Below are 15,246 nucleotides of genomic sequence, written 5' to 3' on the forward strand. Positions count from 1 at the left end.
GGTGTTTTTCGTTGATGGGGCGCGAGACGCGGAACCGCGCGGCCATGCGCGCGCACGGCCGGGGCGTGGGCCGGAAACGAGCGGGATCCCGGTCGCGTGCATTGTCGAAGGGCAGTTTTGCCGCGTTGTGACAGTGCCGCAACCCTGCGCCTGCGGCCGCCGATGTGCAGAGGCGCGCGTCGTGGCTGCCGGTCCGCTCCCGCGCCCGTTCACTTTCTCCGAAATTTATTTGCCGATACCGCGACGGATTTCTCCCGTCCGCTCCGTTTAACGCATGAACGACCGCTTCCGGTCGATGCCCGTTATTTCGGAGTCTTTCATGAAACTTTCCGTTCCATTGCGATTGGCCGTCGGATGCCTGGCTGCGCTCGCGACGTCCGCCGTATTCGCGCAGGCCGTCATCGTCGCGCCTTACGCGCCGCCGCCGCCGCGCGTCGAAGTCATGCCGGCGCCGCGTGCCGGTTACGTATGGGATCAGGGCCACTGGCACTGGCGGCAGGGCCGCTACGTGTGGATTCCGGGCCACTGGCAAGTGGTGCGGGTCGGTTACCACTGGGTGCCCGGACACTGGGCCGCGCGCGGCCCGGCCTGGCGCTGGGTGCCGGGCCACTGGGCCTGACGTGCAGGCCGCCGCGCGGCACGCGATGCTGGCGCAGCGGATATTTCACGCAACATCATGAGTCGAAGCGATGCCTTTTCGAATCATCGTGATACTGGCGGCCGCGGCGATCGCGCTGGCCGGCTGCGTCGTGGTGCCGGCCCGTCCGGTGTATTACCGGCCCGCGCCGGTCGTCGTATATTGAGCGCGCCGGCCCACGCTCGCGTGGCGGGCTGCGAGGATCGACATGCGGCGCGAACCGGATGTCGATGAACCCGGCTCGGCCGGCACCGTGTGCGATGCCGGGCGCGACGCGCGCGGCGTCGACGCACCGTCGGCGTGGCGCCGTCCGGCGATGGCCCGACGCATGCAAGGAGAGCACGACGATGAGCTTCAGCCGGGCGGCGGGTCCCGCCGCCGTGACAGTGCGGCGCGCACGCGCCGCGCGACGGAGCAGGCGGCGTTGAGCGATCGCGGCGACCGCGATCCGGACGCGGAACTCGTCGCACGCGTCGGTGCGCGCGATGCGTCGGCGGTGCGCGTGCTCGTCGCGCGCAAGCTGCCGCGGCTGCTCGCGTTGGCGACGCGCATGCTCGGCGACCGGAGCGAAGCCGAGGACGTCGCACAGGAGACGTTCTTGCGAATCTGGAACCAGGCGCCGCGCTGGCGCGAAGGCGAAGCCCGCTTCGACACGTGGCTGCATCGCGTCGTGCTGAACCTGTGCTACGACCGGTTGCGCGGCCGGCGCGAGGCGCCCGTCGATACGCTGCCCGACGTGCCCGACACGCAACCGGAGCCGGCCGCGCATGCGGAACTGCGTTCGCGCGATGCGCGCGTGCGGCAGGCGCTGGCCGCGTTGCCGCCGAGGCAGCGGGAAGCGCTGGTGCTCCAGTACTATCAGGACATGTCGAACGTGGAAGCGGCCAACCTGATGGGCATCACCGTCGATGCGCTGGAAAGCCTGCTCGCCCGTGCGCGGCGCAACCTGCGCGCGCAACTGGCCGGCGACCCACCTAGCGAGGACAAGCGATGACACCCGAACGATTTCGTACCATCGTCGCCGCGTACGGCTCGGACGCGCGGCGCTGGCCGGCCGGCGAGCGCGCGGCCGCCGAGGCGTGGGCGCACGCGAACCCGCGCGAAGCGCTGCTGGCGCTCGACGATGCGGCCGACCTCGATGCGTGGCTCGCGTACGACACGGTCGCGCCTCCGGCGCCGGCGCTCGTCGAGCGCATCGTCGCGACGGCGCCCGCGCCGCAGCGCGCCCGCCGGCGCGGCGCCGTATGGTGGTCGGGCGCGGCGTTCGCGGGCGTCGGCCTGGCCGGCGCGCTCGCGGGGGCGGTGGCCGTGTCGATGCTGATGCTCGGCAGCGCGTCGCCGGCGCAGCACGAGCCGGGCTATCTGACGACGACGTTTGGCGGTCCGAGCGTGGACGGGAGTGACGAATGACCGAACGCGGCTGGAAATTCACCCTCGTCGGCTCGGTCGTGCTGAACGTGTTCATGCTCGGCGCGATCGGCGGCGGCGCGTATCAATGGTTCTCGACTCACCGCGACGGGCACGCGGCGGGCACGCCCGCATCGCGCACCGCGTTGCGTTTCGCGGCGGACGGCTTGCCCGATGCGCGGCAGCGCGAGTTCGCCGCGGCGCTGAAGGCGGCTCGCAAGAGCGGTCGCGATTTCGCGCGCGAAGGGCGCGACGGCCGGATCACCGTGCTGGACCTGCTCGCCGCGCCGCAACTCGATCGCGCGGCGATCGATGCGGCGCTCGACCGCACGCGCGCGGCCGACACCGCGATGCGTGCGCAGGTCGAGCGCAGCGTCGTCGATTTCGCGGCGACGCTGACGCCCGACGAGCGCGCGAAGTTCGTCGACGGGTTGCAGCACAGCGGCAACTGGCGTTTGCCGCCGAGGCTGCAGAAGAAACCGGACGCGTCGACGAGCGAGTAAGCCGCGCGTGGGCGGCGCGCGATCTGCGCGCCGCTCGTGCGTCATGCGTGCGCCGGTTCCGGCGAATCGCGCGGTCGTTGTCCGCTGACGATCCACGCCGCCGTGTTGCGCGATTTCCGCCCGGCGCTTCCACAGCAAAAAATATTTTCCCGCCCCGCGACGGATTTCCCGGCGTGCTTGCGTTGAACGTGAATACGCACCGCAAGAGAGCCCGTCATGGACCACCCGAACGACGCCACGCCGGCCGCGATCGCGCTGAACCGCTTCGGTCTCGGCGCGCGCGCCGACGAAGCCCCGCCCGCCGACCCGAAGGCCGCATTGCTCGCCCAGTTCGACCGCTACGATGCGCGACCCGCCGCATGGGCCGGCGAGCCGGACGCGGTCACGCTCGCCACGCGCTTCGCGAACACCCGCAACGCGACGACGGGCGACGACGCGGCCGCGAAGCGTGCCACCGCGCAATCGATCCGCCGCGACGGCTACGACGCGTATCGCGGCGCCGTCGCCGCGCGCATGAACAGCGCGCTGAACACGTCCACGCCGTTCGTCGAGCGTCTCGTGCATTTCTGGGCGAATCATTTCGCGGTGTCGGTCGACAAGGGGCAGGTGGCCGCGTACGCGGGCGCATTCGAACGCGACGCGATCCGTCCGCACGTGCTCGGCCGTTTCGAGGACATGCTCGTCGCCGTCGAGCAGCATCCCGCGATGCAGGTGTTCCTCGACCAGGCGCGCTCGGTCGGTCCCGACAGCCCGGCCGCACTGCGTGCGCAGGCACGCGATCCGTCCGCGAAGCGCGGGCTCAACGAGAACCTCGCACGCGAAATCATGGAGCTGCACACGCTCGGCGTGCGCACCGGTTACACGCAGGCCGACGTGACGGAATTCGCCCGCGCACTGACCGGCTGGAGCATCGCCGGCGGGCGCGGGGCGCAACCGGGCGATGCGGCGCCGGGCGCATTCGTGTTCCGGCCGAATCTGCACGAACCCGGCACGCGCACGGTGATGGGCCGCACCTACGATCAACCGGGTGAAGCGCAGGCGCGCGCGATCCTGCGCGACCTCGCGCGATCGTCGGCGACCGGCCGACACATCGCGTTCCAGCTCGCCCGTCATGTCGTCGCCGACAATCCGCCGCCCGCGCTGACCGAGCGGCTCGCGCGCGCCTTCGATGCGAGCGGCGGCGACCTGCCGACCGTCTATCGCGCGCTCGTCGACGCGCCCGACGCGTGGTCGCCGGTCAACCGCAAGTTCAAGACGCCGTGGGAGTGGGCCGTGTCGTCGCTGCGCGGGCTCGGCTGGCGCGACACCGGCGATCTCAAGGCCGCGCCGCTGCTCGCCCAGCTCGGCCAGCCGGTGTGGCGGCCGGGTTCACCGGCCGGCTACGACGACGTCGCCGCGAGCTGGGCCGCGCCCGATGCGCTGGTGCGCCGCGTCGAGATCGCGCAGCGTCTGGCCGCACGCACGGGCGACCGGCTCGATCCGCGCACGCTCGGCAACACGCTGCTCGCCGGTTCGCTGAGCGCGCCGACCGCGACCGCGCTCGCGCGCGCCGAAAGCGCGACGACGTCGCTCGCACTGCTGCTCGTTTCGCCCGATTTCCAACGGAGATGACCATGGCACTGTCCCGCCGACGATTCCTCAGTGTGGCCGCGGCCGGCGCGGGCGCGATGCTCGTCGCGCCGCGGCTCGTGTTCGCGAATGTCGAGACCGACCGGCGCTTCGTGTTCGTGATCCAGCGCGGCGCGGCCGACGGCCTGAACATCGTCGTCCCGTATGCGGAGCCCGCGTATGCGTCGCTGCGCGGCCCGCTCGCGATCGACACGACGGCCGCGACGCGGCTCGACGGCACGTTCGCGCTGCATCCGTCGCTCGCGCAAACCGCGCAGATGTACCGCGACGGTCAGGCGCTGTTCGTCCATGCGATCGCGTCGCCGTATCGCGACCGCTCGCATTTCGACGGCCAGAACGTGCTCGAAACGGGCGGCCGGGCGCCGTACCAGGTCAAGGACGGCTGGCTGAACCGGCTCGCCGCGCTGCTGCCGGCGACGCGCGACAACGCAATCGCGTTCGCGCCGACCGTACCGCTCGCGCTGCGCGGCGCGGTGCAGGCCGCGTCGTATGCGCCGTCCGGTTTGCCGGCCGCGCCGGACGATCTGCTCACGCGCGTGTCGGCGCTCTACGAAGCCGACGCGCAGCTCGGCCCGTTGTGGCAATCCGCGATGGAAGCACGCGGCCTCGCCGGCGACGCGCATGCGCGACAGGACCCGGCCGGCGTCGGCAAGCTCGCCGCGACGTTTCTCGCGCGCGACGACGGCCCGCGGATCGCGATGATCGAGACGGGCGGCTGGGATACCCATAGCGCGCAGAACGCGCGGCTCGCGAATCAGTTGAAGGCGCTCGACACGATGCTCGCCGCGCTGCGCGACGGCCTCGGGCCCGCGTGGCAGCAGACCACGGTGCTGGTCGCGACCGAGTTCGGCCGCACGGCCGCGGTGAACGGCACGGGCGGCACCGATCACGGGCAGGCGTCGGTCGCGATGCTCGCGGGCGGCGCGGTGGCAGGCGGCCGCGTGATCGCCGACTGGCCGGGGCTACGGCCGGGCGACCTGTACGAAGGGCGCGACCTGAAGCCGACTGCGTCGCTCGATGCGCTGATCGCGGGCGCCGCCGCCGACAGCCTGCGGCTCGACCCGCGCCGCACCGCATCCGCGCTGTTCGCGGAAAGCGGTGCGGCACGGCCGATGAGCGGCCTGATTCGCGCAGCCGCGTGACGCGTCGTGTCGCCGCGATCGGCCGACAACCGATGACACAACAGGGAGCATCGACAATGAAGATCCGGTCTGTTTCGCTCGCCATGCTGGTGAGCGCGAGCGCCGTGCTGATGTCCGCGTGCGTGGTCGAGCCCGTGCGGCCGCCGCAGCCCGCGCCCGTCGCCGAGGTGGCGCCGCCGCCGCCCGCACCCGGCTATCGCTGGGCCAGGGGGCATTACCGGTGGGCCGGCAATCACTGGGCGTGGGTGCCCGGGCACTGGGTGGCGGTGTACTGACACGGCAAGCGTGTCGACGTGTCACGCGGCGGGATCGACGCGCCGGAGCAAGCGGCGATGCGAAGTGCCGCTTGCTCCGGCGGATCTCGGCGGGATCGACCTCGTCCGTCGAGCGGCGGAACGCAGTCTAGTCCCACCCGATCCGGTGCTTCGCTTGCGTCTCGCGATGGCGCCAGTCGTCGTCCGCGTGAAGATACTGGCTCGTCGTCGTGAGCGACACATGGCCGAGGTTGTCGCGCACGAGCCGCAGATCGACGCGGCCGTCGGCCATGTGCGAGCCCGCGCTGTGACGCAGCCAGTGCGCGGACGCCTGTTCGAGCACGCGCGCCGCTTGCTCGCCGGCTTCGCCGTTCGCGCGCAGCCGGTCGGCCGCGTGCCGGAACACCTGCTTCACGATCCGGTGCAGCGCCGCACGCGTGAGCGGCTTGCGCGCCTGGCCGACCGGCAGCACGAGCGGCGTCGGCTCGCCGTCGACCGGCAGCGCGGGCAGGCCGTGCGCACGCCGGTAGCGCGCCAGCTCGGTCATCATCTCGTCGGTGGCCGGCACGAGCCGCTGCCGGCCGCCTTTGCCCGTCACGTCGAGCCACCAGCGTTCGTGCCCGTCCGCATCGCGGCGGCAGAAGAACCGGCCCATCGTCGTATCGGCCGCTTCGGTGATGCGCAGCCCGCCGAGATACAGCAACGTGAACAGCCAGCGCGCGCGATCCGCATGGAAGCGGGCGCGCGCATCGTCGCGCGGCATCGCGGCGATCGCATCCTTCACCGCTTGCCACAGCGGCTGCCCGAGATGGCGCGTGACGCGCGGCGCGGGCCGGCGTTGCCGCTGCCGCGACAACGCGAGCGGATTGCCGGCCAGATAGCCGGCCTGCACGAGCCACGAGAACATCACGTTCAGGATCACCAGCGCCTGCCGCTGGCTGGCTGCCGACAGCGGCCCGTAAAACGGCCGCCAGCGCGGATCGTCGCGCGGATGCTTGCGGCCGCCGTTCGCGCACCACAGCTCGGCCGGCGCGGGCGCGAGCAGGAATTGCCGGTACACGACGAGATCCTCGTGCGTGAGCGACGACAGCGGCTTGCCGCACGCGATCACGGCCCACAGCAGCAGGCGCTCGGCTTCCTTGCGGTAGTTCTGGAACGTGGCCGGCGTATCGACGAAGCGCGCGAGCCAGGCGCGCACGGCGTCGAGGTCATGGGTCGCGGCGATCTGCGGGTGCGCGCTGCCCGAGCGGTTGGTGCCCGTGCGTCCGTCGAGCGCGGCCGGCACGGCCAGCGTATCGATCGGCAGCGGGCGCAGCGCGGTGTCGTCGGACGAAGCGGATGAGGTCATGCGAAGGAAACGCGCTGCGCGAACCGCGCGGGCGTGGCCGGGCGGACGAAGGCAGCGCGCCAAAGCGTATCGGGAAGCGCCGATGGTACACGATCACCACACGGTGAAGCCGCCGTCGACGGCGATCGCCTGGCCGGTCACGAAGCGTGCGGCGGGCGAGCACAGCCACATCACCGTTTCCGCGACGTCGCGCGGCTCGCCGAGCCGTGTCATCGGCGTGGCCTGCATCAGCCGCGCCATGTCGGCGCGGTTGTCCGGCCGGTCGGTGATCGCCGTGTTCGCGATGCCGCCGGGGCACACGGCGTTCACGCGAATGCCGCGGCTCGCATAGTCGATCGCCACCGCTTTCGTGAGGCCGACGACACCGCTTTTCGACGCCGAATACGCGGCGAGCCCGGGGCCGCTGACGAGCCCCATGATCGACGACGTGTTGACGATCGCGCCGCCGCCCGATTGCAGCATGTGCCGGCATTCGTGCCGGATGCACAGCCACACGCCTTTCAGGTTGACCGCGATCGTGCGGTCCCATTCGTCCTCGTCGAATTCGGCGGCCGGTGCGCCGCGCGGCGCGATGCCCGCGTTGTTGAACGCGAGGTCGAGGCGGCCGAAGGTGTCGACCGTCATGTCGATCGCATGGCGCACGTCGGCGTCGTGCGACACGTCGGTGCGCAGCACGATCGCCTTCGCGCCGAGGCGCTCGATCTCGTGCGCGGTGTCTTCCGCGGCCGCCACGGCGGTGTCCAGCAGCGCGACCTGCGCGCCGGCTTCGGCGAAGCACAGCGCGGCCTGGCGTCCGATGCCGGTCGCCGCGCCGGTCACGACGGCGACTTGTCCTGCGAAGCGTTCCATTCCTGTCTCCTGAAGCGCGGGTCGGACGGACAGGTTAGGCGGGCTGCGCCGATGCTTCGACGTTGAAACGGACTAGGCGGATTCGGCGGTGGCGGCATTGCGGCGAACGCTTCACCCCAGCGACAGCACGCTGTTCAACAACAGCCGCACCAGCGTCGCCTGCCGCGTGACACCGGTCTTCGAAAAGATCGCACGCAGATGCGAGCGCGCGGTGTTCTTGCTGATCGCCAGCTCGTCGGCCGCTTCCTCGAGCGTCTGTCCGTTGACGAGCGCGAGCGCCAGCGCGGTCTCGGCCGGCGTCAGGTCGAACAGCTTGCGCACGATCTCGTGCGACGCCTGCGACTTGCGCTCGGCATCGCGGATGAAGACCGCGCACGCCGGCCGGCGCGGATTGTCCTCCGACCACTCGCTGAGCGGCACCGCGCGGATCAGCACGCCGAGCCGCGGCTTGCCGGACGGGCGCGGCACCGCGATCGCGTGCGCGACCGACGGCGTGCTGCCCGTGCGTTCCGCGAGCACCTGGCGGATCAGCTTCTGCAGCTTGCGGTCCTCCAGCGGATACGACGCTTCGAGCGCGCCGCCGCGCACGCGCAGGCCGTCGCATTCGGCGAAGATCTCGTCGGCGACGGAATTGGTCTTCATGATCGCGCCGCGCTCGTCGAGGATCGCGGTGCCGACGAGCATGCGGTCGATCGTGCTCGCATACAGCGTGCGCTCGGATTCGACCATCCCGAACTTCGCGTGCAGCCGCACCGCGCGCTTCAGGTGCGGCAGCAGCGCGTTGCACACGGCCCTGTCGGTCGCCGAGAACGCGTGGTCGCGATGCGAACGGCACACGCGAAAGCGGCACTCGACGCCGTCCTGCGTGCGCAGGTCGGCGCCCATCAGATGGCCGACGTCGAGCGGCTTCAGGAATTCGGCATACATCGCGCTGTTGCGCCAGACGCCGGCGCCGAGCAACTCGTCGACCGTGACGACGCGATCGGTCGGCAGGTTCACGAACGGGTCGAGCGCGTAGTAGTAGCTGTTGTACGACGCGACGCCCGGCAGCGGCGCGCTGTTTTCCGACGCATTGATCATCAGCCCCGCATGGCCGCTGGCGGGCCAGCGCAGGATCATCGTCGCGTAGTTCGCGTGCAGGTGCACGCGGATCTGTTCGAGCGCGCCGCCCCACGGGACGTCCTCGAGCGGGCCTTCGTAGATCTTCGTGAGCAAGGCGTCGAACTGCTCGAGCGTCAGTTTCGACTGGGCAAGATGCGGCGGCAGGGCCGCGGTCGCCGTGGTCATTCGGGTTGTCTCCTGTTGCGGCCGCCGGGTCGCGATGCGCTCGGCGTGCACGTGCGGACCGCCGGCGGCTGCGCAGAGCGGAACCGGAACACGGTAACGTATCGGCGCGCGCGCGACATCCCATAAATGAGGGTGGTCGAACCGGTTTTGTAAGGTATTTGTGAACTTTCGCGCCGCGCGGCTCGTCTAATCGGCCCTCCAACGCTCCCAGAGGAACATCAGATGATTCGCCCCTCCCGAACGCTGCTTGGCGCGGCCATCCTTGCCGGCAGCACGCTCCTCGCCGGATGCCAGACCGATATGGCGGCCACCGCGCCGGCCGCGGCCCGCCCGGCCGACGGCAAGCCCGTGACCCGGACCGTCTACGTCGCGCCGCAGTCCGCGCGCTGCACGGGCGTCGCGCCGATGGAGTGCCTGCAGGTGCGCGGCAGCCCGGGCGAGCCGTGGAGCCTGTGGTACGCGGGTATCGAAGGCTTTGCGTACCAGCCCGGCTACCTGTACACGCTCGAAGTCGACGAATATCGCGTCGCGCAGCCGCCGGCCGACGGTTCGTCGATCCGCTGGGTGCTCAAGCGCGTCGTCGAGCGCCGCCCGGTGAACTGACGGCCGCGATCACGCGGAAGGGCGCGCCGCCGCATGGGCCGACGGCGCGGCCGTATCGATCCGCCGGAACACGACGGACGACAGCAGCGTCACGGCGCCCATGCACGCGAACGACAGCATGAACCCGTGCGCCATCGAGCCGCGATAGGCGGCGAACAGGTTGACGAGCCCGCCGCCGATCGAGACGCCCAGACCCATCGCGAGCATCTGCATCATCGTGAACAGGCTGTTGCCGCTGCCGGCGTCGGCATGCGACAGCCCCTTGAGCGTCACGCCGTTCATCGCCGCGAACTGCATCGAATTCGCCGCGCCGAACACGATCAGCAGCACGCCTTCCAGCACCGGCGCGGGCCGCGCCGACACCAGCGCGAACCCCGCGATCGCGCAGCCGACGATCCCCGTATTCACGACCAGAAACGTCGCATAGCCGAAGCGCTTCACGAGCGGCGCGATCCACCGTTTCGCGACGACGCCCGCGATCGCGGCCGGCAGCATCATCAGCCCCGACTGCAGCGGCGTATAGCCGAGCTGCACCTGCATCAACAGCGGCAGCATGAACGGCACCGAACTCGTGCCGATCCGGCACAGCAGGTTGCCGAGCAGCCCGGACCCGAAGTTCGGCTCGCGGAACAGCCCGAGCCGGAACAGCGGCTGCGCGCGTCGCCGTGCGTGCGGCAGGTACGCGAGCGCGCTTGCCAGCCCGAGCACCGCGAGCGCGGCCGCCCACGCGGCGCGGTGCGCGGACATCGGCGGGTCGATCGCGAGCGACAGCGCGATCATCGCGGCCGACAGCAGCGCGCAGCCGACGAAGTCGAACGGCGGCGGCTGCGTCGCCTGGTCGTGCGGCAGGTAGCGCTGCACGGCGATGAAGCCGACCACGCCGACCGGCACGTTGACGATGAACACCCAGTGCCACGAAATCGCCTGCGTGAGCCAGCCGCCGAGCGTCGGCCCGACGATCGGGCCGAGCTGGCCGGCGATCGACACGAACGCGATCGCCGCGACGTACTGTTCGCCCGGCACGCGACGCAGCACGGCAAGCCGCCCGATCGGCAGCAGCATCGAGCCGCCGATGCCCTGCACGGCGCGCGCGACGACCAACTGGCCGAGCGTATGCGACGCCGCGCAGCCGATCGACGCGAGCACGAACACGAGGATCGCGACCGAGAACACGCGGCGCGTGCCGAACCGGTCGGCGAGCCAGCCGGACGCCGGCGTGAGCATCGCCATCGTCAGCGTGTAGACGACCACGACGGGCTACATCGCGAGCGGCGACGCCTGCAGGCTTTGGGCGATCGACGGCAGCGCGGTGTTGACGATCGTCGTGTCGAGCGACTGCATGAAGAACGCAGCGGCGACGATCCAGAGCAGCGCGGAGTGTGTGGGTTCCCGGGACATGGCGAAATCGGTGGGCGAAAGTCCGGCGGGCGGCGCCGCTGCGCGGTCGCGCGGCGCGTGCCGGACGTCGAGCGCTCGATGGTACCGATTCCGCTGGTCATCGGGAAGCCGCCTCAAGGCATTGACTGTCATCGGAAATGACGATGACAATGCGGGATGCTCAATCCCGTCTGGCTCAAGACGTTCGCGACCGTCACGAACTGCCGCAGCTTCACCGAAGCGGGCCGGCAGCTCGGGCTCAACCAGTCGAGCGTCAGCGAACACATCCGTCGCCTCGAAGAGAGCGTCGGCCGCCGGCTGTTCGTGCGCGATACCCATTCGATCGCGATGACGGCCGACGGCGAGGCGCTGCTCGTGCACGCGAACGTGATCCTGCAGGCGCTGAACCGCGCCGAATCGCAATTTCGCAAGCCGCGGCTGCAGGGGCGCGTGCGGCTCGGCGCGTCGGACGATCTCGCGCTCGTCGCGCTGCCGGAGGTGCTGGCCGGGTTCCGCGCCGCGCATCCCGATGTCGCGCTGGAAATCACCACCGGCATGACGAGCCGGCTCTACGCACTGATGGACGCGGGCGCGCTCGACCTGATGATCGGCAAGCGGCGGCTCGGCGAACGGCGCGGCACGCCGCTGCTGCGCGCGCGGCTCGAATGGGTCGCGCGGCCGGGCACCGTCGTCGATCTGGAGCGCCCGCTGCCGCTCGTGCTGGTGGCCGAGCCGAGCGTCACGCGCGCGGTGGTGCTGAACGCGCTCGCGGAAAAGGGCATCGGCTGGGAAGTCGTGTGTTCGAGCAGCAGCCAGCCGGGCTGCATCGCGGCCGCGCGCGCGGGGCTCGGGCTGACCGCGACGTCGCAGTACCTGTCCGCGCGCGGCCTGGCGCCGCCCGTGAACGGCGACGGGCTGCCCGCGCTGCCCGACGTCGAATTCATCGCGCTGGCCGCGAAGCGGCTCAGCCAGCCGGCCGGCACGTTGCTCGAGCTGCTGGAAACCAGCGATCTGCGCGCGTCGGGCGCGGACGCGTGACGCCGGCTACGCCCGCGCGGCATCCGGCGCGCGCATCCGGCGGCCGCGCCGCGCATCGTCATGCCGACCGTTTCTGCGAAATCACCAGCAACGCGCCGTTCCTGTCCTCCAGCACCGCGCGGTATTCGTGCGGTCCGGCCTGCACGGGCACGCGCACCGATGCGCCGGCCTTCACGACCCGCGCCATCGCCGCATACAGGTCGTCGTCCTCGTCGACGCGCAGCGTGAGCGCCGCGCGCTCGACGATCTGCTCGTCGCCCGCGACCAGCGCGATCGTCAGCGGGCCGCCGTCGAGCGCGCAATAACGGTCGCCGTCGCGAAACTTCACGTTCAGGCCGAGCCCGTCGACGAACAGCGGCAACGCCGTGTCGATGTCGTCGACCGGATACAGCAGCATCGATACCTTCATCCCGGTTCTCCCTTGTCTTGATGTGGGCGGCGTGCAGTGCGCCGTCGTCCGATGCTAGCGCGCCGCTCGCGCGCTCACGCAGTCCGATCGGATGACCGTGAAACCCCTCTGTCGCCGCGGGCGTCCGGCTACTCCGAACAGATGATGCCCGCGCCAGCCGGCGCGCCGACACTCCCATTCGTGGACCGTCGCTATTCGTCCGTATCGTGCGGGCGGCCTGCGCGACCCCGATTCGTCCAACAGACATGGAGACGCACGCAATGAAGTTTTCCCTCATCTACGAAGCCCAGACCACCGACGCGTCGCGCGAGGGCGACCACCGGGTGTTCAAGGAAACGGTCGAACAGGCGCTGCTCGCCGAGCAGGTCGGTTTCGACACGATCTGGTGCGTGGAACACACGTCGCTGACCAACTATGCGCACATGAGCGCGCCGGAAACCTTCCTCGCGTACCTGGCCGGCCGCACGACGCGCATCGGCCTCGGCCACGGCGTCGTGTGCCTGCCGCCGGCGATGAATCACCCGATCAAGGTGGCCGAGCGGGTCGCGCTGCTCGACATCCTGTCGGGTGGCCGCGTGCATTTCGGCGTCGGCAAGGGCGGCAGCCAGCAGGAAGCCGGCGCGTTCGGCTACGACCTCGACGCGCTGCAGCCGATGATCGACGAATCGATGTACCTCGTGCCGAAGATGTTCGTGCAGGACGAGATCGAGCACGACGGCCAGTACATCAAGATTCCGAAGCGCCCGATCCACCCGAAGCCGTTCCAGGACCCGCACCCGCCGATGTACCTCGCATGCACCAACACCGACGCGCTGCTGCGCGCCGGCCAGCGCGGGATGGGCGCGCTGGTGCTTGGCTTCGGCGGCCCCGACGAAGTCGCGAAGAAGAACGCGGTGTACCGCGACGCATGGGCGAACCGCAAGCCGGAAGACCAGGTCGGCTTCCGCCCGACGCAGCACCTCGCCGCGCTGTGCCCGACGGTCGTGATGGCGGACGGCCAGGCGGCCCGCAAGATCGGCATCCGCGGCCAGCGCTACTTCATGGAATCGCTCGCGTACTGGTACACGGGCGGCGAGCGGCCGGACCCGGCGAAGTGGGGCGACGACCTCGTGCAGGCCGACACCGGCGAGATGGTGATCCGCTCGCGCTTCGCGTCGGAGGAAGTCGTCGTGAACTTCGCCGACCCGGCGCTCGCGATGATGAACCCGAACCACGCGTACGGCACGGTGGACGACTGCATCGGCTATGTCGGCCGCCTGCAGGCAGCCGGTGTCGACGAAGTGCTGTTCCTGTGCCAGATGGGTACGGTGCCGCACGAAGCGCAGATGGAGACGATCCGCAATATCGGCGAGCACGTGATCCCGTTCTTCAATCGCGAGAAGGAACGGGCCTGCGCGTGATGCACCGGGCCGCGCCCGTCGTCCGGTCGGACGATGCGGCGCGCTCGCGCGAAGCCGACCATCGGTGGTGGCGAGCATCGCCCGCGGCCAGGCCGCGCCGAACAACTTTGAACGGGAGCGGGGCGGGCGCCGCGGCGCCGCCCCCGTTCCACAGGAGACATTCGTGCATCGCGACAACGATTCGAACGCATTGGCCGCCACGCTGATCGCCCGGGCCGAGGCGCTGGCGCCGACGCTGGCCGGCCGCGCCGCGCACGCGCAAGCGCAGGGCCGCATCCCGGCCGAGACGATCGCCGACATGCAGGCCGCCGGCTTCTTCAAGGTGCTGCAGCCGAAGCGTTACGGCGGCTACGAGCTCGATCCGCAGACCTTCTTCGAGATCCAGATGGCGCTCGCGCGCGGCTGCATGTCGACCGCGTGGGTGTACGGCGTCGTCGGCGTGCACAACTGGCAGCTCGCGCTGTTCGACGAACGCGCGCAGCAGGACGTGTGGGGCAACGATCCGGCGACGCTGATCGCGTCGACCTACATGCCGGTCGGCCGCGTGACGCCGGTGGACAGCGGCTTCCGGCTGTCGGGCCACTGGAAGTTCTCGAGCGGCAGCGAACTGTGCGAATGGGTGTTCCTCGGCGCGCTGGTGCCGCCGGCCGAGGCCGGCCAGCCGCCCGAATACCGCACCTTCCTGCTGCCGAAAGCCGACTACCGGATCGAGCAGGACTGGGACGTGCTCGGCCTGCGCGCGACGGGCAGCCACGACATCGTCGTCGACGACGCGTTCGTGCCTGCGTACCGCACGCACAAGGCGATCGACGGGATGATGGGCACGAGCCCCGGGCTGGCGGTCAACGACGCGCCGCTGTTCAAGCTGCCGTTCGCGCAGATTTTCGTGCGTGCGGTGTGCACGTCGTGCATCGGCGCGCTGCAGGGTGCGCTCGACGATTTCACCGGCTATGCGGCGACGCGCGTGTCCGCCAACAGCGGCGCGAAGACGACCGACGATCCGGGCGCGCAGCACGCATGCGCGAACGCGGCGGTGGCGATCGACGAGATGAAGGTGCTGCTCCAGCGCAATTTCGCGGAACTGATGGCGTCGGTGACCGGCGGCCCGGCGGTGTCGATCGAGCGCCGCGTGCATTTCCGCTACCAGTCCGCGCAGGTCGCCGAACGCTGCGCGCAGGCCGCGAACGCGCTGCTGCGCTATGCGGGCGGCAACGGCATCTATCACCGCAATCCGCTGGTGCGCCGCTTCCTCGACCTGCATGCGGCCCGCGCGCACTACGCGAACAACGTGGACCGCTTCGGCCAGAACCTCGGCGCGGTGATGCTCGGCCGCGAGAACACCGACTTCTTCATCTGACGGGGC

Annotated in this window: 15 protein-coding genes and 1 pseudogene; 11 read left to right on the plus strand and 5 right to left on the minus strand. The window is 70.7% G+C overall.

Annotation, left to right across the window (positions count from 1 at the left end):
• Positions 1 to 319: 319 nt before the first annotated feature.
• The 7 genes from DFS13_RS01920 to DFS13_RS01950 all read left to right on the plus strand — a co-directional run bounded on the left by DFS13_RS01920 (position 320) and on the right by DFS13_RS01950 (position 5,593).
• Positions 320 to 619 (plus strand): YXWGXW repeat-containing protein, encoded by a 300-nt coding sequence (locus DFS13_RS01920; RefSeq protein WP_006493271.1) that lies wholly within the window; start codon positions 320 to 322, stop codon positions 617 to 619.
• Between the two features lie 226 nt (positions 620 to 845).
• Positions 846 to 1,631 (plus strand): RNA polymerase sigma factor, encoded by a 786-nt coding sequence (locus tag DFS13_RS01925; protein WP_077056834.1) that lies wholly within the window; start codon positions 846 to 848, stop codon positions 1,629 to 1,631.
• Entirely contained in the window at positions 1,628 to 2,047 is a 420-nt protein-coding gene (locus DFS13_RS01930) for a hypothetical protein (protein WP_006494754.1), read from the plus strand. Before DFS13_RS01925 ends, DFS13_RS01930 begins: the two co-directional genes overlap by 4 nt.
• Positions 2,044 to 2,547 (plus strand): periplasmic heavy metal sensor, encoded by a 504-nt coding sequence (locus DFS13_RS01935; protein WP_048988148.1) that lies wholly within the window; start codon positions 2,044 to 2,046, stop codon positions 2,545 to 2,547. The genes DFS13_RS01930 and DFS13_RS01935 overlap by 4 nt, the downstream gene beginning before the upstream one ends.
• Positions 2,548 to 2,763: 216 nt before the next feature.
• A complete protein-coding gene (locus tag DFS13_RS01940) occupies positions 2,764 to 4,158 on the plus strand; it encodes a DUF1800 family protein (RefSeq protein WP_034202274.1) in 1,395 nt (464 codons plus the stop codon).
• Between the two features lie 2 nt (positions 4,159 to 4,160).
• Positions 4,161 to 5,318 carry a DUF1501 domain-containing protein gene (locus DFS13_RS01945; protein WP_058903185.1) on the plus strand — a complete coding sequence of 386 codons (1,158 nt, stop codon included), beginning with the start codon at positions 4,161 to 4,163 and terminating at the stop codon, positions 5,316 to 5,318.
• A 56-nt stretch (positions 5,319 to 5,374) separates the two neighbouring features.
• The gene (locus tag DFS13_RS01950) at positions 5,375 to 5,593 is read left to right on the plus strand and encodes a YXWGXW repeat-containing protein (RefSeq protein WP_006483699.1); all 219 of its coding nucleotides are present in this window, start codon (positions 5,375 to 5,377) and stop codon (positions 5,591 to 5,593) included.
• Positions 5,594 to 5,720: 127 nt separating this feature from the next.
• Here DFS13_RS01950 and DFS13_RS01955 read toward each other — a convergent pair whose 3' ends face one another.
• The 3 genes from DFS13_RS01955 to DFS13_RS01965 form a co-directional block, all read right to left on the minus strand.
• Complete coding sequence (locus DFS13_RS01955) at positions 5,721 to 6,920, minus strand: tyrosine-type recombinase/integrase (RefSeq protein ID WP_034202275.1); 1,200 nt, start codon at positions 6,918 to 6,920, stop codon at positions 5,721 to 5,723.
• Between the two features lie 93 nt (positions 6,921 to 7,013).
• Positions 7,014 to 7,769, minus strand: coding sequence for an SDR family NAD(P)-dependent oxidoreductase (locus tag DFS13_RS01960; RefSeq protein ID WP_060211160.1), 756 nt, complete (start codon positions 7,767 to 7,769; stop codon positions 7,014 to 7,016).
• 111 nt (positions 7,770 to 7,880) lie between these two features.
• Positions 7,881 to 9,056, minus strand: a complete 1,176-nt coding sequence (locus DFS13_RS01965) for a LuxR family transcriptional regulator (protein ID WP_111441334.1) — start codon at positions 9,054 to 9,056, stop codon at positions 7,881 to 7,883.
• 222 nt (positions 9,057 to 9,278) lie between these two features.
• Here DFS13_RS01965 and DFS13_RS01970 point away from each other — a divergent pair, with 222 nt between their 5' ends.
• Positions 9,279 to 9,659: a DUF4377 domain-containing protein gene (locus DFS13_RS01970; protein ID WP_043204676.1), complete on the plus strand. Its 381-nt coding sequence runs from the start codon at positions 9,279 to 9,281 to the stop codon at positions 9,657 to 9,659.
• A 9-nt stretch (positions 9,660 to 9,668) separates the two neighbouring features.
• Here the strand turns inward: DFS13_RS01970 and DFS13_RS01975 are convergent.
• Positions 9,669 to 11,057 (minus strand): annotated as a pseudogene (locus DFS13_RS01975) (DHA2 family efflux MFS transporter permease subunit).
• 156 nt (positions 11,058 to 11,213) lie between these two features.
• Between DFS13_RS01975 and DFS13_RS01980 the strand changes: the two are divergent.
• Positions 11,214 to 12,074, plus strand: a complete 861-nt coding sequence (locus tag DFS13_RS01980) for a LysR family transcriptional regulator (protein WP_006483122.1) — start codon at positions 11,214 to 11,216, stop codon at positions 12,072 to 12,074.
• 58 nt (positions 12,075 to 12,132) lie between these two features.
• Here the strand turns inward: DFS13_RS01980 and DFS13_RS01985 are convergent, their stop codons facing one another.
• A complete protein-coding gene (locus DFS13_RS01985; protein WP_006483121.1) occupies positions 12,133 to 12,483 on the minus strand; it encodes a VOC family protein in 351 nt (116 codons plus the stop codon).
• 260 nt (positions 12,484 to 12,743) lie between these two features.
• On the opposite strand from DFS13_RS01985, the gene DFS13_RS01990 reads away from it, so the two are divergent.
• Both DFS13_RS01990 and DFS13_RS02000 read left to right on the plus strand, forming a co-directional pair.
• Positions 12,744 to 13,883: an LLM class flavin-dependent oxidoreductase gene (locus tag DFS13_RS01990; protein WP_006493091.1), complete on the plus strand. Its 1,140-nt coding sequence runs from the start codon at positions 12,744 to 12,746 to the stop codon at positions 13,881 to 13,883.
• A gap of 163 nt (positions 13,884 to 14,046) precedes the next feature.
• The gene (locus DFS13_RS02000) at positions 14,047 to 15,240 is read left to right on the plus strand and encodes an acyl-CoA dehydrogenase family protein (protein ID WP_060211235.1); all 1,194 of its coding nucleotides are present in this window, start codon (positions 14,047 to 14,049) and stop codon (positions 15,238 to 15,240) included.
• Positions 15,241 to 15,246: the final 6 nt, after the last annotated feature.

The organism is Burkholderia sp. 28_3 (assembly GCF_003253915.1).
GTDB classification, from domain to species: Bacteria; Pseudomonadota; Gammaproteobacteria; order Burkholderiales; family Burkholderiaceae; genus Burkholderia; species Burkholderia cenocepacia.